This is a genomic window from Acinetobacter sp. WZC-1 (assembly GCF_052544965.1).
In genome coordinates this window covers 933294-960156 of record NZ_CP199370.1, presented here as the reverse complement: position 1 = coordinate 960156, position 26863 = coordinate 933294, and the positions used below count along the sequence as shown (strand labels likewise).

Here is a 26863-nt window from a genome sequence, read left to right as displayed (position 1 = left end):
CCAATTAATGAGACACTTCTAAACTGGAGTTTCCCAGTTTTGCCCTGTACACCGCAGGGGGTAAATTGCCTAAACTTTCATGTGGTCTTTGCTCGTTATAATCCAGACGCCATAACCACGCCATTTCTCTGACCTGAGTCAAATTCTCAAACAAATACGCATTGAGAAACTCCCGCCTAAACGAACCATTAAATCGCTCAATAAAAGCATTCTGCTGTGGCTTCCCAGGTTGTATATACACCACTTCAATGCCTTGATCTTTACACCAGTCCAGCAATCGCGCAGATATTAGTTCGGGACCATTATCAACACGAAGCTGCTTCGGCAAGCTACGTTGTTGAGCCAGTCGATCCAATACTCTGACAACACGCTCAGCGGGTAACGAGGTGTCTACTTCTATATCCAGACATTCGCGAGTCCCCTCATCAACTATATTCAGGGTACGGAATCGTTTACCGCAATACAGACTGTCACTCATAAAATCCAGTGCCCATTGATGGTTGGCTTGTGCAACCACTTGTAGCGGTTGAGCAATACGCTTCGGCAATGTTCGCTTTTGGCGGCGAGGCAGATTCAAGCCCATCAGGCAGTAAACCCGATAAACACGTTTATGATTCCAGTCATAACCCTGCCGACGTATGCGACCAAAACACTTCCAAAAGCCAGACTGGGGAGATTGTTTTAACACCTGATTTAATGCATCAATGACAGCAGCATCCCGTTTGCGCCAGCTCGTGCTTTGCCGATAATAGCTGGCTCGACTGAGTCCACTCAGGCGACAGGCCTGTAATACTGTTAACCCAAGTGAAGCCAGAATACGAACGCAATCTCGTTGATCGGCTGTCACCAACCCTTTTTTGCGAACAGCTCCTTCATGGCATGGTTCTCAAGGCTCAGCTCAGCAAACATCTTCTTGAGCTTGGCATTTTCTTCTTCCAACTCACGCATGCGCTTGACGTCAGATGCTTCCATACCACCGTATTTGCTCTTCCACACATAATAGGTGGCATTGCCAATACCATGCTTACGGCAGATATCGTCTACTTTCATACCAACATCAGCTTCTTTCAAAATATTGATAATCTGGCTTTCGGTAAATCTTGATTTTTTCATGTATGTCTCCTGACCTTATTTAATCAGAAAACTCCAGTTATGACTGTCTCAGTTTAAGGGAAGTGGACATTCTCTATCCAGATATTGCAAATCGCGTAGAAATATTCGAGAGAACTTAAAATCTCTTTCATAAAGGCTTTGTTGCACAAACCTACCGATAAGGTCTTATTCCGCAATATAATTCTGAGATGAATAAGCCTACACCTAAGATTTATCGTACAACAAATTGGTCATCCTACAATCGCGCTTTGATCAATCGAGCAAATCTCTCAATTTGGTTTGATCCCAAAACTCAATGGTATGCCCAGGCAAAAGGAAAACAAGGACGAAATCAAACTTATTCTGATACTGCCATCCAGTGCTGTCTGATGATTAAATCTCTCTTTCGATTGTCTTTACGTATGGTCACAGGCTTTGTTAAAAGTCTCATTAAACTGTGTGGTCTGGATTGGACAGCTCCGGATGATTCGACCATCTGCAGAAGACAAAAGCATATTGACATTTAAATTAACTATCAAAAAAGCAGTGGTGGGCTTCATATACTCGTCGATTCCACGGGCTTAAAGTTTTAGGTGAATGGAAACGCAAGAAACATCAACCTGAATATCGTCGCCAATGGTGTAAATTACATATTAGTATAGATGCTAAAACCCTGCAAATACGGGCAATACAGCTTACAACGAATAATGTGAGTGATTCGCAGGTTCTCGGGGATTTACTTGATCAAATCCCACAAGATGAGCAGATTGACTCCGTTTATACCGATGGTGCTTATGACACAAAAAAATGCCGTCAGGTCATTGCAGACTGGCAAGCACATGCAGTGATTCCACCCAGGAAAAATGCCAGGCCCTGGAAAGATACAAAGACCCGTTCGCTAGAGCGAAATGAATTACTTCGGACAGTTAAACGTTCAGGCAGGACACTATGGAAAAAATGGTCAGGCTATCATCGCCGCAGTCTGGTAGAAACCAGGATGCACTGCATCAAATTATTGGGCGATAAACTCAGTTCAGGAAACTTTCGAAGCCAAGTCAATGAGGTTCATGCACGTGTAGCAGTCCTCAACAGATTTACGGAATTAGGTCGACCACATACCCAGGTTGTAACTTAAATTTGAGTTGCTTAGGAGAACTCTATCTTTAAAGGCTTTATGCAACAAAGCCGTTTCAATGTGGGACAAAAGCACAAGCAATAAAAAAGCCCTTGTAAAAACAAGGGCTTTTTAAAATATTTGGCGGAAGCGGTGAGATTCGAACTCACGGAGGGCGTGAACCCTCGTCGGTTTTCAAGACCGGTGCATTAAACCGCTCTGCCACGCTTCCAATGGCGGCTATCATATAAATAAAAACCCGTCTTGGCAAACTTTTTATGTGTTTTTAGTCGCAAATGTTCAAAATAAAATCAATCCATCAACACAGGAAATTCTGACTCTGCATAATGTTATAGTCCTGATATAACAAGGTTTGTAATATAAATGCCCTGTCTGGCACTTCCTTTCAAACCAGGCTGAGCACATGAACCATTCCATCATATGTAGACCAGCAGAATAAGCATAAATTTCTTTTCCTGCTGTCCTGAAAGTTTTCACCCAGCCGACTGATTCTCAATCAAACCACTTACCAGCTTGCCCTGACCCCCAGGCTGCCACGAATCGGTTGGTCAGTTTCTGCTTCACCTCCCACACTCCACAATCTGCCAATTTCCCCATAAAGACCGGTACTGTCATTTAAAGCCACTGTTAAACCTGCTACCAGTTCCATTCGGGTCCCCCCCTCCTTGACTTCTGTAGCAGTAGAACCTACCTGTGTAGCAAAATCCGTACGGCTGGCTCCATCAAACTGATGATAAACATTAAGCTGACCATAAGGCTGTACCAGCCCAACAGGGGTATTGATCATATTCTTCAGCTGCAATCCTCCCCGAACCGTCCAGCTATTGTCTGAATCCTGTGCCACCCTGGCATAGGCAATATCAAGATCCTTTAAACGCTGATGTGTGTAAATCACCTGTAGCTGTGGTTCAAGCCACCAGTTTCCTGCCAGCAACATTTCCTGACCTGCTTCCACAGAAGTCAGTAAACTACGGCCTTTACCCGCATACCCCATGTTCTGAGGATGTATTGAATACTTACTCCATCCTGCCTGTACAACACCATCAACATAGAATCCCGTCTCATTATGGTAAGTAAGATAAGAACCCACATATTTATTGCGCAAATCATTTTTCCCGGCATATTGATCAGCAAGCCCTCCCACAACACCACTGACAGAGGCATCACCGAGAAGCTGGCCGATATAGAAACCCTGACGCCAATGGTCACTGGCAAACAGATCAACCCCTGTCTGAAAACCACTGATCTCTCCATTGCTGTCAGGCGAAGTTAAACCCTGCTGACTGGTTTTCCATTCCGAAGCAATAAATCTTCCCCATAGCCGTGGGCGAGCTGTAATCTCCACAGATTCAGCAGACTGCACAGAACTGGCATTGACCTCATTACCCATTCGCTGGCTCCGACTCCCAAGCATTGTCATATCGGATTGATACAATTGCTGAGGTAATGCCAGAAACAGGGAAACCTCAGGTCGGTAAGATGTTTGTCCGGTCGCACTGGATGATCCCAGATAACTGCCTGTCCCAATATTATTCAACCGATAGCGATAAGCTCCGCCATCAATATAGCCACTGCCTGCAAGTCTGAATGCTTCCCCTTCAATCCTTGCTCCGCTCTCGGTACCGACCACTTCAATTCCAGAGCCTGTAGTTACCTTCCCAAGCACAGTTCCAGCATTTTCAATACTGACCCTGGTTTCACCACTGGCTACGGCATCTGTACCACTCAGAATGACCTGATCACCTGTTCCGTCAGTAGCCACATTCATCCGAAGCAACCCATTTCCTCCCTGCCATGGGCCCGTTACTTTCAGAAAAGATGGATTTCCCGCTGCCATGGAAATAACACCGGCATTGGTCACACTGGCCACCTGCTGGGAATACCCAGCCAGATCCAGTGTCCCCGCGCTGTGTACATTCATCGCACTATTGGGACTGAACGCATTTTCAGCACCGGCTCGCAACACGCCGCCTGTGACCAGGGTTGGTCCTGAGTAAGTACTCATCCCTGAAAGGGTCAATATACCGGCACCGGCCTTGTTCAGACTGCCACTATAATCCGCCTCTGTCTTGACTTTCAACGCATCAATACGAGCCTGTAATATTTCAATTTCATTTGAAATCGCTTCCTGATCAGCTGCATCTGATAATTGCGCTTCCAGCGCTGCTTTTTGCTGTGACCAACCGGCAATCTCTGCTACCTCCTCCTGTTGTCGGTGTCTTAAAGCCGCATCCGATATTGGATTACTCCAGTGATCACTGATATTTTCCGGAAGATCCGCCACAAAATCGCCAAGTAACTGGCCAGGACCATTTAAACCCTTTTGCAGATCAGGAACACCCCAGCCAAAGGTTTCATTTGGCAAGTCTGCTGCCCCCTCTCCCTGATGTGCCGAAGTTGTCAATAAAATTGTTCGAATCTCATTATTCCCAAGATATGGATAGCGCTGCATCAGCACCCCAACAGCACCCGTCACATGCGGTGCAGACATGGAGGTTCCACTACTGGTTTTATACTGATCATTCCCTGCAATATTTGCACTGACAATATTCACACCCGGTGCTGCAACACACCAGTATTTAGCCACCCCACAACGGTTGAATCTTGTCCCACCCTCCTGATTCAAACCACTGACTGCGATCCAGTGCTGCTCCAGCTCAGGCCTGAAATAAGGTAAAATTGCTCTGATACTTGAATTATCCACACCAGCATTTCCATTTGCCCATACCTGCAATACATTATATTCCTGAGCGACATCTGCGGCAGCATCCAGCCAGGTTCCAGCCCCTTTCTGCTTCAATCGAATATACGCTGCGACCACACCTGAAACAGAATCATAGTTATCTCCCTTCGGTGGACTTCCCCAACTGCTATTGATTACACGCACCCCCTGCTTCGCCAGGTTGCCGTAGGCCGCCTTAAAATAATTGTAGTCCATATTCGAGCCATAAATGGAACCATCAGTTCCATTCGTATTACTGACATAGTAAGTACCATCAAATGCTACTCCCAGTATTCCAGTTCCATTTTTAGCCGCGACAATCGTACCAGACACATGATTACCATGGTTGTCATTTATCCCTTCAATATAGCTGCCCTGAACCGGTCCAAAGGCCTGACCTGCCTCCCATCTTACATCATCAGTTTCCCGATCATACTGGCTACCAGCACTGTCATAGGTTCCCTCTATCCCCACCCCATGTACATTTCCACCCTGAAATTCCTCATGGTTGACCAAATAGCCTGAATCCACTGCTCCCAATGTCACACCACGACCGGTCAGACCCTGTGCATAGGCATATTGCGCTTTCATGGCAGCCAGCCCCCAGTTCGCCTGGAATTCAGGTGCATTTTCCCAGGACATGACTGCTGACCTGAGATTATTTGCTACAGAACCATCATAATTGATAAAATTTTCCGCTTGTCCATGTACACTCACACCGGCTCCCAGAACCAGCAATATCGCCATCTGCAACTGATGAAAACGAAAACCTGCCTGCTGACCAATTATCCACCTTCTGTTTTTATTACTCATTCCCTACCTCATTCTTAATTTATAATGGTTAAAAGTTCTTATGCCCAGCCTGGTGAATCATACCAAATAGCAGCAAATCACATGCCAGTTTTTCTCACTCTTTCCAGGAAACGCAGATACCACCAGGAGATTCAGATTGTAATGACTGAATCTCCAGCAAATATTCAGGACCCGTAATTTATTTATATTTGATGAATAGCTACCATCAAGTCCAGCCCTTTCTCAACCTCCTGGAGTTTTTATCATGAACCGAAAACTTTTAACTGCTGAAGGTTACCAGCGTTTACAGGATGAACTGAATCATCTGGTGCGTAAGGAACGCCCTGAAATTACCGCAATTGTTTCCTGGGCTGCCAGTTTAGGGGACAGATCGGAGAATGCGGACTACACCTACAACAAAAAGAAATTACGGGAAATCGACCGAAGAATCAGATATCTGACCCGACTTTTTGAAACAGCCCAGAAAGTGGAATACCATCCGCAGCAGGATGGCAAAGTCTATTTTGGTGCCTGGGTTGAACTGGAGAATGACGACGGCGAAACAGTAAAATTCCGAATTGTCGGTGATGAAGAAATTTATGGAAATAAAAACTATATTTCCCTTCAGTCCCCCATGGCAAAGGCCTGTTTAGGTAAGTCGACAGATGATGAAATACAGGTCCAGACCCCCAAAGGGAAAATCAGTTGGTTTATTGCACAAATCAACTATCATTCTGATCCTTAATTTTTCCATCTGCAAGCCACCGATTGATCCTGCATGATTTAACTCCCGGCGTTGGAATACTGCCATTCAGCCAACGGGCGATTGTGTGGAAAAACAGTAGCAAAAAAACGATCATTCAGTTTATGTTCATAATTCAGGACATCCATAACCCAAACAGAAATTTACATATTGAAATCATTTGTCCGTCATTTTCACACAGCGCTGCATTATAAAATTAATTCCCGAAATGAATCAGTTAATTGTGTTACTTATGAGCAATAAATTCTGTACAAAATTTGACAATGCTATTTTTCATCTTTATGATGCGCCCTTGTTTTAGCTGAGATGCTTTTTTCATTCTGTAAATTTTCTGCGAAATTTCTTTCAACGCCATATGTCATTTTGAATGACGTCCATGAATGCCCACCCTTATTGTATTTCACAACTTTAAAAGTTCAGGCAATGTTTTGTTTCAACTTTTCAGGGCAGTAAATTACTTGTAGCGGAGACAACATGCACAGTAGTTCAACTTCCGGGTTGAGGCCTTACCTGAACTCACCATTTCACAAACTTTCCCTAAAAGCACTGGTGTTATCCAGCGTCTTCATCCCCTTTCACAACATCAATGCCACCAAAACCAGTCAGTTTAATGAGGTGGTCAAAACCAGCACACTGACCGTGGTTGCCGTATCCAACCCATCCATTGTTTTTAAGGATGGTGATTTTGCACACGGATTCGGACATGACCTGGTGAACAGCTATGCTCACAGTCTGAATGTCAGACTTGATTTCAAAACAGTACCTGATAATGCCACGGCACTGAACATGGTGGCACAGGGTAAAGCAAATTTTGCCATGACCACCGCCAGCATGTCCGGTATTGAAGCAAAGCAACTGACGGCTTTCTCAGTCAGTTGCGGTGACTTTAACAGTCTGCAGAAAAATGGCCTGAACAGTGAAATCAACTGGGTGTTTAAGCGTGCCGATGATCCACTGACCGATACCGCAAGCGGTTTTGTCTGTCAGAGCAAACAGAATGGCACCATTCAGCAACTGGCTTCTTTTTATAATCGTAATATTGTCAAAAAGAATGACTGGGATACCATCCAGCGTGATCTGAGCAAGCGTATGCCCATTTACAAGGCAAGCTTTAAAAAGACTGCCAGGCAGTATGACCTGGACTGGCATCTGCTCGCGGCCATCGGTTATCAGGAATCCTACTTAAAACCAGATTCGGTTTCACCGACCGGTGTGCGTGGCATTATGATGCTGACCAATGATACTGCCCGGGCGATGGGCGTCAGTAACCGTACCGACGCTGCACAAAGTATTCAGGGCGGTGCCAGATATTTTGATTTAATGCTGAGCCGCTATGCCGGCATTCCCAATCCAGACCGTAACTGGTATGCACTGATTGCCTATAACATGGGGCCGGGTGCCGTGGACAATATTCGTAAACAGCTGAAAGCCCGCGGCAAAGATCCTGACAACTGGCTGAACATGTATGATTACCTCAACCGTAATCAGGCACGCAATGGTCGTTATAAACAGGCGGTCCAATACGTGAAGCGTATCCGCATCTATCTGGAACATATTAAGACCACACCAAAGCTACAGCAAATCTGATAGCCCGGTGGTCCGATCAATATGCAAAAAAAGCTTAACCGAAACGGTTAAGCTTTTTTATTTACAGCAAAAACGACAGCAACCGGAAAATCAGGCCGTCTGTTCAAGAATTTTCGTGAACAGATCTTTTTGTTCCTGACTTGGTTTGGCAGTCTGTAATGCCATTAACTGAGACATATCGCCCTGGACCTTAATCTTACCGGTCATGAAGGCCTGCATGGCTGCAGCCATATCAAACTCAAGGAATACCTTACGTAAAGTTTCCGCATCCATATTCAGCGTTGTTTTGGCATTCGGTGAACTGCCCTTCTGGATTTTTCCGCCATCCAGGAATAACGCTGTATTGCCGTCTGCATCTGCAACCACCAGATTAAGTGCCAGACCCGCCAATGCAGGTGGTAAATTTAAATCACCAGCTTCGGCAGTCAGTTTATCGACTGTTGCAAACCAGTCATCAGTTAAAAATGCAGGCATAACCATTCCTCAAAATTATTTATTTCATTCATTGTGTTGCCAGTCTGGCAACATGATGGTGAAGCGATTTTGCTTGCACATTGTTATAGCATGATATTTAAAGTTTGCGATAAAATTTTTTGTACGCAGAATTCAGTTTTTATATAAACAATTATTTTGCATAAAAAAACAGGCACTGAATTCGTTAATCAGTGCCTGAAAAAATATCAGTCTGAAAAAACCGTCACTCCGCAGCAAAGCTGAGATTGACCAGCTCCAGTCGATTCTTCATTTCCCCGGCATCACATTTCAGGTCAAATTCACGCTGCCCGTCCAATGCTTCAAAATCAAATAATTCACGGTCTGCCAGCTGCGATGGCGATACATTCTGCAAAGCACCGAATATGCTGTGCAGACGTTTGGGATATTGCCTGTCCCACTCACGCAACATCTCGTTGATCATGGCACGCTGCAAGTTTTCCTGAGAACCGCACAGATTACATGGAATAATTGGAAACTTACGCATTTCTGCATATTTGATAATATCTTTTTCCTCCACATAAGCCAATGGACGAATCAGGATATTTTTCTTATCCGAAGACAGAAGTTTCGGTGGCATGGCCTTGAGACTGCCGCCATGAAACAGGTTCAGAAAGAACGTTGCCATAATGTCATCACGGTGATGGCCGAGGGCAACTTTGGTCGCCCCAATTTCCTGGGCAAAGCCATACAGGGAACCACGACGCAAGCGGGAGCACACCGCACAGTAGGTTTTACCTTCCGGTGTCAGCCGTTTGGTAATGGTATAGGTGTCTTTTTCCAGAATATAATATGGAATATTATTTTCTTCCATATAGCGTGGTAGGACATGCTCCGGGAAACCCGGTTGTTTCTGATCAAGATTGACCGCCACAATATCAAAATTGATGGGCGCAATCCGTTTAAACTGCAGCAGAATATCAAGCATGGTATAACTGTCTTTACCGCCGGACACACACACCATGACCTTATCGCCGTCTTCAATCATTTTATAATCACGGATCGCATGACCGGTCTGGCGACGAATTTTTTTCAGTAAGCGGTGATATGCCGAGCTTACCGGTAATTCCGGTTTAAAATTAAACCCCTGGTCGGACTCAACTGGCGCGTACATAGACAAGATTTACCCATAAAAAAATACCGGGCAATTTTAGCTGATTTGCGATCTGCCCGCATCTAAAGTTTTCTGATTTTTATATCTTCATTTTTTCTTCATGTTTTTGTCTTACTGCTGTCTTATTCATGTATCTAAAATGGGAGTTTACGATCTTTTTTTATACAAGGTGCTTATCTTTTGGACTTTTCCACAGTTTTCCACAAAACCTGTGGATAAAATTGTGGATTCTTTAGTACTTGACATGGGAAACTATCGCAACAACGGGGATCGCGTTTAGATTGACTACTTTTTAACCACTGTTTTTTATTTTTATTTTTCAACATCTTATACAAGTCAAGTTTCAACTGGAAAAAAAAATTTTTATTTTTTTGCGAATTATCACTGCAATCATTGCTTGATTTTTTGCTGACGAATTGCTAAAACTGTAAACACGCTTTTTAAAGCAAAAAACACCTGTTCAGACACCCGTCGTTCAACACGCCAGGTCAGGGCCATAACGAATTACTACAATGAAAATATTGTTTACATGTTTGCTGCGCAGTTTTTTGGGGTATATCAGCCTGGTCTGTATTATACCGCACAGTCATGCCGGTCAGATTTATGTATATCAGGATAAAAATGGCAGTACCCTGCTGACCAACCGAAAAAGCTCAGATCAGTCCTTACAGCGCATTAAAGTCACCTATTATCCTGACAGTAATATTCACAGTTATAGCAACTGGGGAAAATCTGAATCTTCAGTACTGCCCAGTTACAGTAAAAATAAAAATGCCTACGATCATCTGATTCGCCAGGCGGCACAAACCCACGGAATTTCAGAAGGCTTGATCAAAGCAGTCATGCATACCGAATCCGGGTTTAATCTCAATGCCCGTTCACCGGTGGGTGCTCAGGGACTCATGCAACTGATGCCGGCAACAGCCCGGCGCTTCAATGTTGCCAATGCCTATGACCCGCAACAGAATATTTTCGGTGGTGCAAAATATCTGGGCTGGTTGCTCCGGCGCTTTAACGGCAACACCCAGCTGGCGCTGGCAGCCTATAATGCCGGCGAAGGCAATGTTGATAAATATGGCGGTATTCCGCCCTTCCGGGAAACCCAGGACTATGTCCGCCGGGTCACCAGTCGGCTGAATAACCTTTATTCAAACGGGATATCTTCCAGCAGCAATGATTCATCTGCCCTGCCCCGGCAGGTGATTGCCCAGTCGGTCAGTGATGGTGATGCAGACCGTACAGCATCAGCGACACCGGTTGTTACAGCAGCAAAATATTCACCGCGCCCCATTATTGTTGCCAGTGACGGAACATTTACTGATGCCCCTTCCCGTTCATATTCCACCTCTCACGCCACGGCGTCAGCACGCATCACCATTTCAAATTAACCATTCGCCATTAAAATATTAATTTTGCAATTATTCTTGATTTTTTAAACAGGCATACCCATATCTCATGCATGATTTATAATTTATAAATCAGATCATTTTTTATTTATAAGAGGATAATCTCAATGATGCGGATTGGTTTGTTTTTGCTAACCAACCTCGCGGTTCTGGTTGTAGCTGGTATCATCCTGTCTTTGCTGGGTGTTGGCAGTTATTACGGTGCTGGTGGTCTTAACCTAGGCAACCTGATGGTCATTTGTCTGATTTTTGGTATGGTGGGATCGCTGATTTCACTGTTCATGTCAAAATGGATGGCTTTAAAAACAACAGGTACCGAATTAATTGATCCCAATGCTCCACGCAGTCAGGCCGAAGTCTGGCTGTTACAGGAAGTTGCTCAATTATCTCAGCGGGCCGGTATAAAGATGCCGGATGTTGGTATTTTCCCTTCATATCAATCCAATGCCTTTGCCACTGGATGGAATAAAAACGATGCACTCGTTGCCGTTTCAACCGGTTTACTGGAGCGGATGAATAAGGATGAATTACGTGCAGTACTGGCGCATGAAATTGGCCACGTTGCCAATGGCGACATGGTCACACTTGCACTGATTCAGGGGGTGGTGAACGCTTTTGTCATGTTCTTTGCCCGGGTGGTCGGTGATTTTATTGACCGCAGCGTATTTGGACGTGCCAATGGTGAAGCACCTGGACTGGCTTATTTTGCAATTACCATTGTACTGGATATCGTGTTCGGTATTCTGGCTTCTGCCATTGTCATGTGGTTCTCACGCCATCGCGAATACCGGGCTGACGAAGCAGGCGCACGTTTAGCCGGTAAGGATGCCATGATTTCTGCCTTACGCCGTTTACAGGCTGAATCGGAAATGCCGGATCAGATGCCAAAGGAAATGAAGGCTTTTGCAATTGCTGAAGGCAAAGAACAGGGGTTCAGTCTGGCGGCCTTATTCCAGACACACCCAAGCATTGACCAGCGTGTTGCAGCCTTACAACAACTCAATGTCAACTGATCATATGAATTGATTCCCCCAACAGACATAAGCCTCCACATTGGAGGCTTATGTTTTTTTGTTTGTTGCCGGTCATCCTGACAATTTTTCAGTCATCCCCGTCTTCCAGACGGATACAACGCAGCAGGCTGCCATTCGGATCAATCAGATAAAACAGATCAATCTCTTCAAGCTGTTCAATGCCCGTCATCCGTGCCCCCGGATACTGACGCCAGTCAAGTGCCTTCCACTCATTGAGTAAATCCTCCAGTGCCTGCACCCGGACACAGGCACTGTGCCAGGACTGTGATCGATCCAGCTGAGGATGATGGAAAAACTCCAGATGCAATTGTCCCCGCTGCAAAATCATCCACTCATCAGACTGATACTGACAGTCAAATCCCAGTTGCCGGTAAAACTCCCGGGTCTGGTCAAAATCAATCGCCGGTAAATTGGCAGAAATATAATCCTGCATGATCACACCCTCCTGTACCCATGTTCCTCCCGGTCCATGTTCAACCTGAGCCAGACTCTCTCCGATTAGTCATATTCCCGCTTGACATGCTCCTGCCATTCAGCCCTTCTTACATTCACAGGCCCTGATACCACTGCCATAAACCACTGAATGCAAACCAGCTGCCTACAGCAATCAGCAGCAACACCAACAGACCGAATAAATCAGGAATATGCAGCCACAGCCACGCCACAACCGGATTTCTCCACAATGCAGAGTGCTGCTGCTTCTGTTCCAGTCGTTCATGCAGAAATGGATGAATGACATGATCCTCGGTTTTGATCTGATATTCAGTCCGGATATGTTCATGCACCACATCCAGTGCTTTACGGCTTGGGCGAATAAAAATATCAAACAGAGTCCCGGCAACGGGAATAAAACCAACCACAGCATCAATTGCCGCCAGTCGGATCACTGCATTGAGCTTCGCCTGAGGGACACCGATCTGTCGGGCTTTATATACGGCATAACAGGTCAGTACAAAACCTGCGGCATCACCGGCAACTGGAATGGTACTTAATGCAGCGTCTGCACCAATGCCCTGTTTTGTGAATGGAATCCGCACCACAGCATCCATCATATTGGCAAATTTAGCCAGTTCACGTTCCAGCCGGATCACCTGCTCGGTGCTTAATTTTTTTTGTTCACTCATCTGTGTTTCAGACACCTGTCAGAATCATGGAGGCAATGAATAAATAAACCAGTACGCCAGTTGCATCGCAGATTGAGGTCACCAGCGGCGCTGATGCACTGGCCGGATCCAGTTTCATCCGATTCAGAATAAACGGCAGACTCATACCGATTAAACAGCCCAACAGCACAATTCCCATCATGCTTAAAGCAAGTACCAGTGCCACCTGAGCATCTCCCCGATAATAGCCCAGTAAGGAAACCGCACAGGCCATGGTTGCTCCGAGACAGAGTGCAACCAGCGTTTCCTTGCCAATCAGGTAAAACCAGTCCTTAAAATGTACGTCCCCCGTGGCCAGAGCACGGACCATCAGTGTGGCTGATTGTGAACCTGCATTTCCACCGCTGCCCACCAATAAAGGCAGAAAGAATACCAGCACAATATTGGCAGCAATAATGTCTTCAAAATGCGCAATACCAATGCCGGACAACAGACTACCAAACACCAGGATCACCAGCCAGTAGACCCGCTTCTGATATAACTGCAATACGGGCGCCGTTTTCAGACTCAGCCTGGAAGACGCCTCCACAGCACCGACTTTCAGAAAGTCCTCGGTGGCCTCATCCCGGGCAACATCCATGGCATCGTCATAAGTAACTATACCGACCATGACCCCTTCAGCATCAACGATCGGCAATGCCAGCAGATCATAACGGGCAATGATTTTGGCCACTTCATCCTGATCGGTATCCACATTTGCAAAAATCAGGTTCGTGGTCATCAACTGATCAATCCGGTCCGTTTCCTGGGCGAGAATTAGCTCTTTCAGTGACACCACACCCAGCAAACGCCGCTCTTCATCCAGGACATAGGCAAAATAAATGGTTTCAGTATCCGGCGCTTCCTGACGCAACATTTTAATCGCATCGGCAACGGTCATATTGGTTTTCAGCGTGGCATATTCGGAGCTCATAATCGCGCCGGCCGTTTCCTCAACATAAGCGGACAACTGACGGATATCTTCCCGCTCAGCCTGCGCCAATGCAGGCAACAATGCATTCTGCTGTTCCCTGTTCAGGCACTTGAATACATCCGTCCGTTTATCTGATGGCATTTCACCAATGATTTCAGCCAGCGTGGCGCGTGGCAACACCCTGGCAAACTCGACCTGTTGTTCAGGTTTCAGATAGGAAAAAACATAAGCCCGGTCTGGCAGATGCATCAGCAGTATCTGACTGGTCTGAATGGGCAACTGAGCAAGCACATCTGCCAGGTCAGCAGCCTTAAAGCTTTTGACTGCTTCCAGGGCACGTGACAGGTGCTGATTTTTAATGGAATCGCTGAGAAGATCAATAAAATTATTATAGCTCATAAAGCCTGCCCCTTTCAGGTCAGACCGATATAAAGGCAATGCAACTTAATCCGTTCATACAATGCTGCCCCTCATATCCGCCTGACCAATAAAAAATAATTCAATTCAGTGTTATCAATCATTGTGCATCATGCAATGATACATTCATTTTCCACCGCTTATACGGTACAGCAATCTGATACAGATTGCCTTATTTCTGCGGAAAAATTCCGGTATATGTCTGTTTTATATTAAGCAACACACAGCCCTGGTCCTGTACCCCGGTAAAACGGCTGAAATACTCAACCTGGCCATTGACCGTGCAACTCTGTCTTTAGTCCGAATTTCCAGGTGAAGATCGTGTTATGTGCTGATTTTTCCACGGAACATATTGCGGATAATCACATACATAAAGGGAATAAAGATCAATACCAGCACGGTCCCGAAAATTACCCCGCCCAACACGCTGACCCCAATTTCCTGACGGCTGGCAGCACCGGCACCGGAGGCCAGTACCAATGGAATCACGCCGGCGCCGAATGCCAGCGAAGTCATCAGAATCGGACGCAGTCGCAGACCGGCACCTTCCACCGCAGACACGATGGCAGATTTTCCCTGCTGCTGTGCCATGGCCGCAAATTCCACAATCAGGATGGCATTTTTACAGGACAGCCCAATGGTTGTCAGCAAAGCAATCTGGAAATAGATGTCATTAGGGAAGCCTGTCAGCCAGCTGAAAAAGATATTCCCACCAATCCCCAGCGGAATCGCTGCAATCACCGCCGTTGGAATTGACCAGCTTTCATACAATGCTGCCAGACACAGGAAGATAAATCCAACCGAGATTAAATAAAGCCAGATCGCCTGACTGCTGGATTTATGTTCCTGAAATGACAGCCCACTCCACGCAATATCAATATCCTTATGCTGAGCAACCAACCGACTGATGTCCTGCATCGCCTGTCCTGAACTCACCCCATTGGCCGTATTGGCCTCCATCTGCAGGGCCGTATAGCCCTGAAAACGGTTGACCACATCAGCTCCGCCATCCCAGCTGATTGTAGAAAAATTACTGAAGGGAATCATCTGATTATCAGCATTGCGTACTGTCCATTGCTGTAAATCTTCCGGTTTCGAACGAAACTCCGCATCACCCTGCATGATGACCCGCTTGATCCGCCCACGATCAATAAAGTCATTGATATAGGAGCTGCCCCATGCAGCAGTCAGTGTGCTATTGATGGCAGACTGATTCAGCCCGTTTGCCAGTGCAAGCTTCTGATCAATATTGACTTTCAGCTGAGCTTTATCCGGATTGGATTTTTTGTCAATGTCTGTAAAACTACTGTATTGCCCGGCTTCTTTTTGTAAGATGCTGAGCTGGTTGTCCAGATACTGTCGCCCCTGTCCATTCAGATCCTGAATCCAGAACTCAAGGCTGTCGGTATCGCCCAGACCATTCACCGAAGAGGGCAAATTCACCATGATTCTGGCACTGCGATTTTTATTGAAATAGGCCATGGCCCGGTCACGAATGGCCTGGGCTGAATTGCGGCTGCCCGGACGCTGATCCCAGTGCTTCAATGCCACAAATCCGGTACCCAGATTCTGACCTGTCCCGGAAAAATTCTGTCCGTAACGAATCAATACAATCTCGACATTCTGTTTTTCCTGTTCCAGGAAATAACGACGGATCTGCTCACCGACAGCTGCACTGGCCGACATGGGTGCGCCATCGACCAGACGGAACTGGACACTGAGAATCGCCTGATCCTCACTGGGAATAAAGCTGGTCGGTAAGGCCTGATACACCAGGGCAAAGCTACCAGTCAACCCGACAAAAATCACCAGCACCACCAGTTTCAGATTCAGGGTTTTCTGAATCAGGCCGACATATGTCCGTTTCAGGCGTTCCATCTGACGGTTAAACCATACCGCCCAGTTCGATGCCCTGACATTGGGTTTTAAAATCAGGGCACACAGCGCCGGTGTTAAAATCAGGGCAACCAACAGCGACAGTGACATGGCCGCCACCAGCGTGATTGAGAATTGCCGGTAAATGACACCGGTGGAACCGCTAAAAAAAGCCATCGGAATAAAAACCGCTGTCAATACCACGGTAATCCCGACCAGTGCGCCGCTCATCTCCCGCATTGATTCAATTGAAGCCTGTGTGGCACTCAGCTGCTGTTCATGCATCAGCCGTTCCACATTTTCCACCACCACAATGGCATCATCCACCAGCAGGCCAATGGCCAGTACCAGTGCAAACAGCGTCAGTGTGTTGACACTCATCCCCAGCGCAAACAGGATGGCAAAGGTACCCAGAATCACAATAGGAACGGTAATGGCCGGAATCAGTGTAGCCCGCCAGCTTTGCAGGAACACAAACATGACAATCACCACCAGCACAATCGCCTCGAACAGGGTTTTGACAACTTCCTTAATGGATTCCTGTACAAATGGTGTATTGTCCCGTGGATACACAATTTTATAGCCGTCCGGCAATTTCTGTGCAATCTGACTCAGCTCAGTTTTAATCAGTGCCGAGGTGGCCAGTGCATTTGCACCCGAAGACAAGGAGACTCCCATACCTGCCGATGGATAGCCATTAATGGTGTTATAGGACTGGTAATTTTCAGCACCCAGTTCCACCCTTGCCACATCCTTCAGATAAATGAAGCTGCCATCCGGACTGGATTTGACAATGATATTCTTAAACTCATCCACAGTACGCAGACGAGACCCGGCGGTGACCTTCGCATTTAAGTACTGGTCCCGCAACGTGGGCAAATCACCAACACCACCGGCAGCCACCTGGGTATTCTGTGCTTCAATTGCCGCACGGATATCACTGGGCATCAACTGATATTGCCGCAGCTGATTGGGGTTCAGCCAGATCCGCATGGCATATTGCGAACCAAAAATATTGACCTCACCTACACCTTCCACCCGGGAAATCTGCTCTTCAATATGATCGGCCATATAGTCAGACAGCTGAATATTGTTACTGTGACCATTGGAATCAAACAGCCCGACCACCATAAAGGTATCACCCAGCGACTTCATCACCCTGACACCCTGGCGCTGTACTTCTTCCGGCAAGCGGTTAATGACACTGTTGATACTGTTTTGCACCTGAACCTGTGCGGTATCCGGGTCCGTGCCATTTTCAAAACTCAGGTTAATACGGGCACGACCTGAAGAATCACTGCTTGAACTGAAATACAGCAAATGGTCAATACCCTTGATCTGCTGTTCAAGCACCTGCGTCACGCTTTCTTCGACGGTTTCTGCGTCTGCACCTGCATAATTGGCAGAGATGGTAATTCGGGGCGGCGCAATATCCGGATAACGTTCCACAGGAAGATTCAGAACTGAAAAAATACCCAATGCCATCACGATGATGGCGAGCACACCTGCAAAAATTGGACGTTCAATAAAGAATCTGGAAAGCATCAGTTTTCATTCTGGTCAGTGATGATAAGAAACCGGCAGGATACCCATTTCAGAGACATTTATATTCTGCGTCCCAGATTGAAAATACAAGAATAAATAACAGAAAGCTGAATATTTAGAGTCAATTAAGAAGGAATTATGGAGAGGCTTATGGCAGGATGCACTCATCTCATTCTTTATTGTAGACAGATCAATATGTCATTTTCCTGAAAAATAAAGTTTTTATACTCAACTGGAATAAACCAAAAATTCCCTGAGGATATAATGATTAAGAAAGCATTGCTGGGTCTGTGCCTGGCCGGTCTGTTGACTGCCTGTAATGATGACAAGGACCCGGTTGTCATTTCGGTACCAGAATACTCCGAACCTGACATTATTATTATTGGACATCGCGGAGCAAGTGCCCTGCGCCCTGAACATACACTGGCAAGCTACCAGCAAGCCATGGATGATGGTGCAGATTTTATTGAGCCGGATCTGGTGCTGACCAAAGACAATGTGCTGATTGCACGTCATGAAAATGAAATCAGCGAAACCACCAATATCAGTACACTGTCACAATTTGCTGATCGCAAAACCACCAAACAGATTGAATGCAGAACCATCAAAAAGGATGACTGTAAAATCTATACGGGCTGGTTTACCGAAGATTTCACCGCAAATGAACTGAGTCAGAATGTCAGAGCCCGCGAACGTCTGCCACAATATCGTCCTGACAATGCCGCCTACAATGATCAGTTCCCTATTCCGACCCTGGATCAGATTATTGATCTGGTCGAACAGAATTATAAAAAAACCGGAAAAATTGTCGGTCTGTATATTGAAACCAAGCACCCGACCTACTTTAAACACAACCAGCAGGACATGGATGGCATTTTACTGAAAACCCTGGCCGAACATGAATATACCCGGGACATTGCCCCAGTCTACCTGCAGTCCTTTGAAGTGAACAATTTAAAGGAAATGAGAAAACAACTGGAACAGGATAAGAACCTGAAACATGTGAAATTTGTTCAGCTGCTGGACAACCCGACAGATCAGCCTGCTGATTATGCCGATGAAGGCAGCGCTCAGACCACCTATGCAGATATGGCCACACCGGAAGGCCTGAAACAGATTGCCACCTATGCAGAAGGTGTCGGACCCAGCAAAACCTATATTTTCTCCAATACAGAATTCACAAAAACCAGCTTCATTGAAGATGCGCATACAGCAGGCTTAAAAGTTCATCCCTATACCATGCGTCCGGAAAATGATTTTATGCCTGAATACTTAAGATGCGGTACCGCTGGTACGGATCGCTGTGAAAGCGGTTCCACTACCGAGTTTGAAAACTTCTTCAAGGCAGGTGTCGATGGTCTGTTTGCCGATGATCCTGGATTTGGCCGCAGAACACTGGATGCCTATTTAAAGAATAACCCATCTATGAAACCATAAAGCTGAACCAGATAAAAAGGCTCAGACTGAGCCTTTTTATTAGCTGATACAACGGGTTTAATTCTTTTTTAAGCTGACTGTGCTATGTTCCCCACGACTTTCCAGAGTTTTTAAGTGATGAATGAACACTCTCCCTTTAAAGGCCAGACGGGTTTAAAGCGCATTATCAATGCCACCGGTTATTCCCTGGCAGGTTTTAAGGCAGCTTATCTGAATGAAGCTGCATTCCGGCAAATTGTGCTGATCAATATAATTCTGATACCGTTGAGCTTCTGGCTGGATGTCAGCCGGGCTGAACAGGCTCTGATGGTTGCAGTCTGTCTGTTATTACTGATTGTAGAATTGTTTAATTCAGCATTGGAAGCTGTGGTGGATCGTATTTCACTGGAACAGCACCAGCTTTCCAAAAATGCCAAGGACATGGGCAGCGCAGCCCAGTTTATTGCATTGGCCATTCTGTTTTCCACCTGGTCAATTATTCTCTTTACTTAAGGCCTGTGGCTTTATCAGCACGGGAAATAAAAAACTCCCCGCGTAAGGCGAGGATTTTTTATTTACAGGCCAGGTACAGGTGTTGTATGTACTTACTGCATTACATCACTCTTACCTTTTATGTAGAATGGGAATCCGCAACATTAAAAAAGGTCACAAATAAATTTGTGACCTTTTTTGTAACAAACTCGAATGTGAGTAACATTATGAGTAAGTTTAACAAATATAGTTTAAATATTATTAAATTATAATAACTTAAACTACATATGAGTGGTTTACATCATGCCGCCCATACCACCCATGCCGCCCATATCAGGCATGGCTGGTTTTTCTTCAGGGATATCGGTAATCATACATTCAGTTGTCAGCATTAAACCGGCAACAGAAGCTGCATGTTCAAGTGCAGAACGGGTCACTTTGGCCGGGTCAAGAATCCCCATGTCCAGCATATCGCCGTATTCACTGGTTGCTGCATTATAACCGTAGTTGCCTTCACCCTGTTTCACTGCATTAATCACCACTGAAGGCTCATCACCTGCATTGGCAACGATCTGACGCAGTGGTGCTTCAATAGCACGGCGCAGAATGTTGATCCCGGCATTCTGGTCATCATTGATGCCTGCCAGACCGTCAAGCGCTTTTGCAGCACGAACCAGCGCAACACCACCACCGGCAACCACACCCTCTTCAACCGCAGCACGTGTTGCGTGCAGGGCATCGTCGACACGGTCTTTTTTCTCTTTCATTTCAACTTCAGTAGCTGCACCGATTTTAATCACGGCAACACCGCCTGCCAGTTTGGCAACACGTTCCTGCAGTTTTTCCTTATCATACTCAGACGTTGACTCTTCCACCTGGGCACGAATCTGCTGAACACGTTCAGCAATGGCAGCAGTATCACCGGCACCGTCAACAATAACGGTATTTTCCTTGGAAACGGTAACTTTATGCGCTGTTCCCAGATCTTCCAGCGTTGCCTGCTCAAGTGACATACCGACTTCTTCGGAAATCACATTGGCACCGGTTAAAATTGCGATATCCTGCAACATGGCCTTACGACGGTCACCAAAGCCCGGCGCTTTTACAGCACACACCTTGATGATGCCACGCATATTATTGACCACCAGGGTCGCCAGTGCTTCACCTTCAACATCTTCAGCAATAATAAGCAGCGGCTTGCCGGTTTTTGCAACAGCTTCCAGTGTCGTGATCAGCTCACGGATGTTACTGATTTTTTTGTCCACCAACAGAATGAACGGATTTTCAAGTTCCGCAGTCAGTGTATCCTGTTTATTGGCAAAATACGGAGAGATATAACCGCGGTCAAACTGCATACCTTCCACAACATCCAATGCATCTTCAAAGCCTGAGCCTTCTTCAACAGTAATGACGCCTTCCTTGCCAACTTTTTCCATCGCCTGAGCAATCAGCTTACCCACTGTTTCATCAGAGTTGGCAGAGATCGAACCGACCTGTTCAATGGCACGGGTATCTGAAGCAGGTTTAGCCGTTGCCTTAATGTTTTCGACAACCTTCTTAACCGCGAGGTCAATACCGCGTTTCAGATCCATTGGGTTCATCCCTGCAGTCACAGATTTGATCCCTTCATTTAAGATCGCCTGAGCAAGTACAGTTGCAGTGGTGGTACCATCACCGGCAATATCATTGGTTTTTGATGAAACTTCACGAACCAGCTGAGCGCCCATGTTTTCAAATTTGTCGGCAAGTGAAATTTCCTTGGCAACGGTCACACCGTCCTTGGTAATGTGCGGTGCACCGAAAGAACGGTCTATCACTACATTACGGCCTTTCGGGCCTAAAGTCACTTTGACTGCATCTGCAAGTGTGTTGACACCGGCAATCATTTTTGTACGCGCTGAATCACCAAATTTTACGTCTTTAGCTGACATGTTCAACTCCAAATATTCTTAAATTTTTAAAAATTTTCCATCAAAAAACCAGTCGGAATCAACCTTCCAGCACCGCCAGAATATCAGCTTCCTTCATAATCAGCAGTTCTTCACCGTTCACTTTGACCGTCGTACCCGCATAAGTACCAAACAGTACTTTATCACCCACTTTAACATCCAACGCGCGTACACCATTGTCCGTGATCTGACCATTACCCACAGCAATCACTTCACCCTGAGCAGGTTTTTCAGCAGCTGAACCCGGCAACAGAATGCCTCCGGCAGTTTTGGTTTCTTCTTCAACACGACGGATTACCACACGATCATGCAATGGACGAATATTGCTCATAAAAAAACTCCATCAGACTAAGTCTTATATAGTGGACAGGGATGATGACTTTTTATTCCTCGGGTCATCATTCATTAAAAATAATTTCGATGACACTTTTGTGGGGATGGAAAAACTCTCTTCAAGGGGAAAACCAAAAAATATTTATCATTTTGTACTTTTTTTATGCTTTTATTCAGATATTCAATATTTTCAGTACAGATCAGACTTTTAAGATGAATTCCCGGGTCGCTTCATCAAAAATATAATGCTGAAAACGGCCATCATTCAAAATCACATTAAAACTGTTGGGCATATGGTGATACAGACGGTATGAGGTGGCAGTCCCTGCGTGGACTTCATAAACCGGACGTTCAAGCTGCAAGCCATAGAGCTGATTCAGGTCATGCACTGCAGTATGGTGCAAATGACCATGCAATAATGCAAATAAACCATGTTCACCCCACTGGCTCACCGCACGCCGGGCCCGTACCGGACAGTCCCTGCGGTGATGATCCTGAATGGCCGTATAAAATGGCTGATGACTGACAATGATATTCAGTTTATTCTTCGGCGCCTGCAGCAGTTGCTGGTCCACCTGCTGAATCTGTGCCACTGAGATATCTCCCCGGGTATGGTAGCGCCGACGAATGCTATTCAGCCCAATCAGATAAAAATGCGCCGTGACCAGGGTTTTTTCAGGACTGCCAAAAAAAAGCTGATACAGACCAAAGGGCCGCAATAGTCGATGCCAAAGGTGATACAGCGGAATATCATGATTTCCCGGCACCACCAGATAAGGTGTTTGCAGCGAAGTCAGAAATTCTCTACAACGCTGGAATTCACTACGCCTGGCCCGCTGGGTCAGATCTCCGCTGACCACCACCGCTTCAGGTCGATGCTGCACACAGAACTTTTGAATGGCCCGCAGACATTCATCCCGTTCGGTACCGAAATGCAGATCAGACAGATGCAGCAGCATGAGGCACCATAATGTTCAGCGCATTCTTTTCAACATGAATATGCAATGGGGTATTCATTTCTACAATTTCACCGTCAATTGCAACCGTCAATCTTGATTTTCTGGAATACACCCGGACCTGAACAGCACTGAAACTATACACATCAGATGCTTCTTCCAGCTGACCACGGACCAGCTGAAACAGCGTCTTAAACAAGGTCATTTTATCTGCCTTTGCCACAACCACACCGGCAACCTGCCCAATTTTTGCACATTCCGCTATTTTCAGTTTCATTTCTGCCAACTGCAACTGATTATTCCCAAAGAAAATCAACGGGGTTTTGACCGGATACTTTATGCCATCCACCTCAACCTCAAGTTTCAGCTCCTTCCGGTCCCGGATCAGTACATCCAGACCCGAAGTATAGGCATTCAACGGCAAACGTCCAAACCAGCGGTTATATTGCTCACGCTTTTTAATAAATAAGGGATAAAGCCCCAGGCTGGCATTATTTAAATAAATATGGTCATTGATTCTGGCCACATGGGAAGCCCGGGCAACCCCGGTTGCAATTACCTTTGCCGCATCAATAATATCCAGCGGAATATTCAACGCCCGAGCCACATAATTAAAGGTGCCCAACGGTAAAATCCCCATTGGAATATCCTGACCGGTCAGCATGGAAGCCACCGCATTTAAGGTACCATCGCCGCCGGCCGCCACAATCACCCCCTGCGCTGTATATTCTCCATGCCTCTGCCGCACTTTCTCCATTAACGTTGCAATATCCGGCTCTGTACTGACATCAAATACCTGTATTTCATAGCCATAAGCAGTCCATATGGTCATGAGTTGCTCATAGACTTCCTCGTGTTTACTCGCATGAAATCCTGATTTTTCATTGTAAATCAGGGAAAGTGGTTTTAAATGTGTCAGCATCGTCCTGATTATTCTGCAGTAATACCTTTAATTTCGCCGAAATATTCGCCAGATAACAGTACCTTTATGTAAAATACAAATGATACTCATTTATTTAATCAATCATAAATTGCATCAAAAATAAATAATTAAGTTTTTAATTTTTAAAAATATTTTTTTTAAAAATACCATCCATAATAAAAAAATATGTTTCAAAATACCCCGATTATTCAACTATATAACATTAATTAACAAAGACTTATGTCAATAATTGCATCACACCTATTTTACAGCCTGCGTCTTATTTTTTTTATGAATTTATGCTTTAATACTGCCACTTTTTTCATATTTAAATCTGAATGCTGTACCCCACCATTCAGATTATGTGTACATAACACTGTACATCTTTTAGATAGGCCTCACCATGACCCAAGTGAACGCACCAGAATTTGTTCGTCATCCCAAGCTGATTGCATGGGTTGAAGAAATTGCTGAATTAACCAGACCTGCAAAAATTGAATGGTGTGACGGCAGCGAAGAAGAATATCAACGTTATATCGATTTGATGATCGCTAACGGCACCATGCAAGCGTTAAACCAGGAGAAGCATCCTGGTTCCTATTTAGCAAATTCTGATCCTTCAGATGTTGCCCGTGTTGAAGACCGTACCTATATCTGCTCTGAAAAACAGGAAGATGCCGGTGCCACCAACAACTGGGAAGCGCCTGCTGAAATGCGTGCCCGTCTGAACGGTTTATTTGATGGTGCAATGGAAGGCCGCACCATGTATGTGGTGCCATTTTCCATGGGCCCACTGGGCAGTCATATTGCACACATCGGAATCGAACTGACAGATTCACCTTATGTTGCAGTCAGCATGCGCAAAATGGCGCGCATGGGTAAAGCGGTCTACGATGTCCTGGGAACAGATGGTGAGTTTGTACCCTGTGTACACACCGTCGCTGCGCCATTGATCAATGGTCAGAAAGATGTGGCATGGCCATGCAACCCTGAAAAATACATTGTGCATTACCCGGAAACCCGTGAAATCTGGTCTTACGGTTCAGGTTACGGCGGCAATGCCTTATTGGGTAAAAAATGCCTGGCACTGCGTATTGCCTCCTCCATGGGTCGTCAGCAGGGTTGGCTTGCTGAACACATGCTGATTCTTGGCGTGACCAATCCACAGGGTGAAAAGCACTACATTGCAGCAGCATTCCCTTCCGCATGCGGTAAAACAAACTTTGCCATGCTGATTCCACCTGCAGGCTACGAAGGCTGGAAAATTGAAACGGTCGGTGATGATATTGCCTGGATTAAACCAGGTGAAGATGGTCGTCTGTATGCAATCAATCCGGAAGCGGGTTTCTTTGGCGTAGCGCCGGGGACCAACACCAAAACCAATCCAAACTGCATGGCAACCCTGTATAAGGATGTCATTTATACCAACGTTGCCGTCACTGACAATGGCGAAGTCTGGTGGGAAGGTCTTTCAAAGGAAGCACCTGCCAACCTGACCAACTGGAAAGGCCAGCCGCATACCGGTGAGGAAAAAGCTGCACATCCGAATGCGCGCTTTACCGTAGCAGCCGGTCAGTGCCCTTCAATTGATGCAGACTGGGAAAACCCGGCCGGTGTTCCAATTTCTGCTTTTATCTTCGGTGGCCGCCGTGCAGATACAGTGCCTTTAGTATCTGAAGCCTTTGACTGGATCGATGGTGTCTATAAAGCAGCAACCATGGGGTCTGAAACCACTGCTGCGGCTGTAGGCCAGCAGGGTATTGTACGTCGCGATCCATTTGCCATGTTGCCATTTGCCGGTTACAACATGGCAGACTATTTCAGTCACTGGCTGGAAATGGGCGAAGCAGTCAGCACCAGAGCGAAAGCTGCCGGCAATGCACTGCCTAAGATTTACAACGTCAACTGGTTCCGTCGTGATGCCGAAGGTAACTTTGTATGGCCTGGTTTCGGTCAGAACATGCGGGTCCTGGAGTGGATTATTGACCGTTGTGAAGGCCGTGCTGAAGCAACTGAAACCCCGATTGGTCTTGTACCTACCTATGAACAACTGAACTGGGAAGGGATTGAGTTCACTAAAGAACAATTCAATACCGTCACCACCCAGGACAAACAACAGTGGATCAGTGAGCTGGAAAGCCATACTGAGCTGTTTAACAAGTTGGGACCTCGTCTGCCTCAGGCACTGAAGGACCGTCAGACTGAGTTATTGAATGCAGTAAAATCTGCATAACGACTGATCAACCATGGAAAAGATCGCTTCGGCGATCTTTTTCTTATTTTTTACTCAACAATTGGGGAATACAATGAAAAAAACGCTGCTTCTTATACTGACCACGCTGACCCTTTCCAGCGCTGCACTGGCGCAGAACACCGCACTTCGTGCTGAAGAAAATATGCCAGAAGTAGACACAGCAAAAACACCTGTCTGCCTGCTTGAGGTCGCACCGGCCGATAGCAAGTTCACTGTAATTAAACGCCTTAAACTGGGCAAGGGAACCTACGGCGGTGTTGAAGAGCTGTACCCCCGTTTTGCTGAAAGTGCAAGAAAGCTGCATGCTGACGCCATTATCAACTATCGTGCAGGTCAGCGTTTTGGTTTCTGGCCGTGGCGTATTGTCAGACCTGTGGTTTCCGGGACCGCAATCCAGTGGCAATCTCAGCCACCAATCGACTGTACGGCAATGGGCGGTAAGGAAATCCGTTAATCATTACCGGCAACACAAAAAAGATCGCCCTATGGCG

Annotated in this window: 20 protein-coding genes, 1 tRNA gene and 1 pseudogene; 9 read left to right on the top strand and 13 right to left on the bottom strand. The window is 46.0% G+C overall.

The window, feature by feature from the left end; genetic code table 11:
- Positions 1–4: 4 nt before the first annotated feature.
- A protein-coding gene (locus ACT6PV_RS04495; protein WP_445115268.1) for an IS3 family transposase occupies positions 5–1113 on the bottom strand; the annotation gives its coding sequence in 2 pieces (ribosomal slippage) (positions 5–864 and positions 864–1113; 1110 coding nt in all).
- Positions 1114–1301: 188 nt separating this feature from the next.
- Here ACT6PV_RS04495 and ACT6PV_RS04490 point away from each other — a divergent pair.
- Positions 1302–2227, top strand: a pseudogene (locus ACT6PV_RS04490) (IS5 family transposase).
- 121 nt (positions 2228–2348) lie between these two features.
- Here ACT6PV_RS04490 and ACT6PV_RS04485 read toward each other — a convergent pair.
- Together ACT6PV_RS04485 and ACT6PV_RS04480 are read right to left on the bottom strand one after the other, a co-directional pair.
- A tRNA-Ser gene (locus tag ACT6PV_RS04485) sits at positions 2349–2438 on the bottom strand.
- Positions 2439–2732: 294 nt separating this feature from the next.
- Positions 2733–5762, bottom strand: coding sequence for an autotransporter outer membrane beta-barrel domain-containing protein (locus tag ACT6PV_RS04480; RefSeq protein ID WP_445115267.1), 3030 nt, complete (start codon positions 5760–5762; stop codon positions 2733–2735).
- 244 nt (positions 5763–6006) lie between these two features.
- Between ACT6PV_RS04480 and greB the strand changes: the two genes are divergently transcribed.
- Complete coding sequence (gene greB, locus ACT6PV_RS04475) at positions 6007–6486, top strand: transcription elongation factor GreB (protein WP_445115266.1); 480 nt, start codon at positions 6007–6009, stop codon at positions 6484–6486.
- Positions 6487–6978: 492 nt separating this feature from the next.
- Positions 6979–8091, top strand: coding sequence for a transglycosylase SLT domain-containing protein (locus ACT6PV_RS04470; RefSeq protein ID WP_445115265.1), 1113 nt, complete (start codon positions 6979–6981; stop codon positions 8089–8091).
- 90 nt (positions 8092–8181) lie between these two features.
- Here the strand turns inward: ACT6PV_RS04470 and ACT6PV_RS04465 are convergent, their stop codons facing one another.
- Both ACT6PV_RS04465 and ttcA read right to left on the bottom strand, forming a co-directional pair.
- On the bottom strand, positions 8182–8565 hold the full coding sequence (locus tag ACT6PV_RS04465) for an SCP2 sterol-binding domain-containing protein (protein ID WP_445115264.1): 384 nt from the start codon (positions 8563–8565) through the stop codon (positions 8182–8184).
- Positions 8566–8788: 223 nt separating this feature from the next.
- Entirely contained in the window at positions 8789–9697 is a 909-nt protein-coding gene (ttcA, locus tag ACT6PV_RS04460) for a tRNA 2-thiocytidine(32) synthetase TtcA (protein ID WP_445115263.1), read from the bottom strand.
- A 512-nt stretch (positions 9698–10209) separates the two neighbouring features.
- Between ttcA and ACT6PV_RS04455 the strand changes: the two genes are divergently transcribed.
- Together ACT6PV_RS04455 and htpX are read left to right on the top strand one after the other, a co-directional pair.
- Complete coding sequence (locus tag ACT6PV_RS04455) at positions 10210–11085, top strand: lytic transglycosylase domain-containing protein (RefSeq protein ID WP_445115262.1); 876 nt, start codon at positions 10210–10212, stop codon at positions 11083–11085.
- A gap of 125 nt (positions 11086–11210) precedes the next feature.
- The gene (gene htpX / locus ACT6PV_RS04450) at positions 11211–12116 is read left to right on the top strand and encodes a protease HtpX (RefSeq protein ID WP_445115261.1); all 906 of its coding nucleotides are present in this window, start codon (positions 11211–11213) and stop codon (positions 12114–12116) included.
- 88 nt (positions 12117–12204) lie between these two features.
- Here htpX and ACT6PV_RS04445 read toward each other — a convergent pair whose 3' ends face one another.
- From ACT6PV_RS04445 to ACT6PV_RS04430, 4 genes are all read right to left on the bottom strand, one after another.
- Positions 12205–12570 (bottom strand): hypothetical protein, encoded by a 366-nt coding sequence (locus tag ACT6PV_RS04445; RefSeq protein WP_445115260.1) that lies wholly within the window; start codon positions 12568–12570, stop codon positions 12205–12207.
- 115 nt (positions 12571–12685) lie between these two features.
- A complete protein-coding gene (locus ACT6PV_RS04440; protein WP_445115259.1) occupies positions 12686–13261 on the bottom strand; it encodes a DUF4112 domain-containing protein in 576 nt (191 codons plus the stop codon).
- A 7-nt stretch (positions 13262–13268) separates the two neighbouring features.
- A complete protein-coding gene (mgtE, locus tag ACT6PV_RS04435; RefSeq protein ID WP_445115258.1) occupies positions 13269–14612 on the bottom strand; it encodes a magnesium transporter in 1344 nt (447 codons plus the stop codon).
- A gap of 342 nt (positions 14613–14954) precedes the next feature.
- Positions 14955–18050 (bottom strand): multidrug efflux RND transporter permease subunit, encoded by a 3096-nt coding sequence (locus tag ACT6PV_RS04430; RefSeq protein WP_445115257.1) that lies wholly within the window; start codon positions 18048–18050, stop codon positions 14955–14957.
- Between the two features lie 264 nt (positions 18051–18314).
- Between ACT6PV_RS04430 and ACT6PV_RS04425 the strand changes: the two genes are divergently transcribed.
- Positions 18315–19487, top strand: coding sequence for a glycerophosphodiester phosphodiesterase family protein (locus tag ACT6PV_RS04425; RefSeq protein ID WP_445115256.1), 1173 nt, complete (start codon positions 18315–18317; stop codon positions 19485–19487).
- A 117-nt stretch (positions 19488–19604) separates the two neighbouring features.
- Entirely contained in the window at positions 19605–19979 is a 375-nt protein-coding gene (locus ACT6PV_RS04420; protein ID WP_445115255.1) for a diacylglycerol kinase, read from the top strand.
- Between the two features lie 275 nt (positions 19980–20254).
- On the opposite strand, the gene groL is transcribed toward ACT6PV_RS04420, so the two are convergent.
- From groL to ACT6PV_RS04400, 4 genes are all read right to left on the bottom strand, one after another.
- Positions 20255–21889, bottom strand: a complete 1635-nt coding sequence (gene groL, locus ACT6PV_RS04415; protein ID WP_445115254.1) for a chaperonin GroEL — start codon at positions 21887–21889, stop codon at positions 20255–20257.
- Between the two features lie 58 nt (positions 21890–21947).
- On the bottom strand, positions 21948–22238 hold the full coding sequence (locus ACT6PV_RS04410) for a co-chaperone GroES (RefSeq protein WP_445115253.1): 291 nt from the start codon (positions 22236–22238) through the stop codon (positions 21948–21950).
- 202 nt (positions 22239–22440) lie between these two features.
- On the bottom strand, positions 22441–23199 hold the full coding sequence (locus ACT6PV_RS04405) for a metallophosphoesterase family protein (RefSeq protein WP_445115252.1): 759 nt from the start codon (positions 23197–23199) through the stop codon (positions 22441–22443).
- Positions 23180–24118, bottom strand: a complete 939-nt coding sequence (locus ACT6PV_RS04400) for a diacylglycerol/lipid kinase family protein (protein ID WP_445115251.1) — start codon at positions 24116–24118, stop codon at positions 23180–23182. Before ACT6PV_RS04400 ends, ACT6PV_RS04405 begins: the two co-directional genes overlap by 20 nt.
- Positions 24119–24521: 403 nt before the next feature.
- Here ACT6PV_RS04400 and ACT6PV_RS04395 point away from each other — a divergent pair, with 403 nt between their 5' ends.
- Both ACT6PV_RS04395 and ACT6PV_RS04390 read left to right on the top strand, forming a co-directional pair.
- On the top strand, positions 24522–26351 hold the full coding sequence (locus ACT6PV_RS04395) for a phosphoenolpyruvate carboxykinase (GTP) (RefSeq protein WP_445115250.1): 1830 nt from the start codon (positions 24522–24524) through the stop codon (positions 26349–26351).
- Between the two features lie 73 nt (positions 26352–26424).
- Positions 26425–26826: a hypothetical protein gene (locus tag ACT6PV_RS04390; RefSeq protein WP_445115249.1), complete on the top strand. Its 402-nt coding sequence runs from the start codon at positions 26425–26427 to the stop codon at positions 26824–26826.
- Positions 26827–26863: the final 37 nt, after the last annotated feature.

Excerpts from the sequence above, each read along its gene's own strand:
- ACT6PV_RS04470 (WP_445115265.1), top strand. The coding sequence starts at position 6,979 with ATGCACAGTAGTTCAACTTCCGGGTTGAGGCCTTACCTGAACTCACCA.
- ACT6PV_RS04445 (WP_445115260.1), bottom strand. The coding sequence starts at position 12,570 with ATGCAGGATTATATTTCTGCCAATTTACCGGCGATTGATTTTGACCAG.
- ACT6PV_RS04395 (WP_445115250.1), top strand. The coding sequence starts at position 24,522 with ATGACCCAAGTGAACGCACCAGAATTTGTTCGTCATCCCAAGCTGATT.
- ACT6PV_RS04420 (WP_445115255.1), top strand. The coding sequence starts at position 19,605 with ATGAATGAACACTCTCCCTTTAAAGGCCAGACGGGTTTAAAGCGCATT.
- ACT6PV_RS04440 (WP_445115259.1), bottom strand. The coding sequence starts at position 13,261 with ATGAGTGAACAAAAAAAATTAAGCACCGAGCAGGTGATCCGGCTGGAA.
- ACT6PV_RS04465 (WP_445115264.1), bottom strand. The coding sequence starts at position 8,565 with ATGCCTGCATTTTTAACTGATGACTGGTTTGCAACAGTCGATAAACTG.
- ACT6PV_RS04390 (WP_445115249.1), top strand. The coding sequence starts at position 26,425 with ATGAAAAAAACGCTGCTTCTTATACTGACCACGCTGACCCTTTCCAGC.
- ACT6PV_RS04425 (WP_445115256.1), top strand. The coding sequence starts at position 18,315 with ATGATTAAGAAAGCATTGCTGGGTCTGTGCCTGGCCGGTCTGTTGACT.
- mgtE (WP_445115258.1), bottom strand. The coding sequence starts at position 14,612 with ATGAGCTATAATAATTTTATTGATCTTCTCAGCGATTCCATTAAAAAT.
- ttcA (WP_445115263.1), bottom strand. The coding sequence starts at position 9,697 with ATGTACGCGCCAGTTGAGTCCGACCAGGGGTTTAATTTTAAACCGGAA.
- ACT6PV_RS04400 (WP_445115251.1), bottom strand. The coding sequence starts at position 24,118 with ATGCTGACACATTTAAAACCACTTTCCCTGATTTACAATGAAAAATCA.
- ACT6PV_RS04410 (WP_445115253.1), bottom strand. The coding sequence starts at position 22,238 with ATGAGCAATATTCGTCCATTGCATGATCGTGTGGTAATCCGTCGTGTT.
- groL (WP_445115254.1), bottom strand. The coding sequence starts at position 21,889 with ATGTCAGCTAAAGACGTAAAATTTGGTGATTCAGCGCGTACAAAAATG.
- ACT6PV_RS04405 (WP_445115252.1), bottom strand. The coding sequence starts at position 23,199 with ATGCTGCTGCATCTGTCTGATCTGCATTTCGGTACCGAACGGGATGAA.
- greB (WP_445115266.1), top strand. The coding sequence starts at position 6,007 with ATGAACCGAAAACTTTTAACTGCTGAAGGTTACCAGCGTTTACAGGAT.
- ACT6PV_RS04480 (WP_445115267.1), bottom strand. The coding sequence starts at position 5,762 with ATGAGTAATAAAAACAGAAGGTGGATAATTGGTCAGCAGGCAGGTTTT.
- ACT6PV_RS04430 (WP_445115257.1), bottom strand. The coding sequence starts at position 18,050 with ATGCTTTCCAGATTCTTTATTGAACGTCCAATTTTTGCAGGTGTGCTC.
- ACT6PV_RS04455 (WP_445115262.1), top strand. The coding sequence starts at position 10,210 with ATGAAAATATTGTTTACATGTTTGCTGCGCAGTTTTTTGGGGTATATC.
- htpX (WP_445115261.1), top strand. The coding sequence starts at position 11,211 with ATGATGCGGATTGGTTTGTTTTTGCTAACCAACCTCGCGGTTCTGGTT.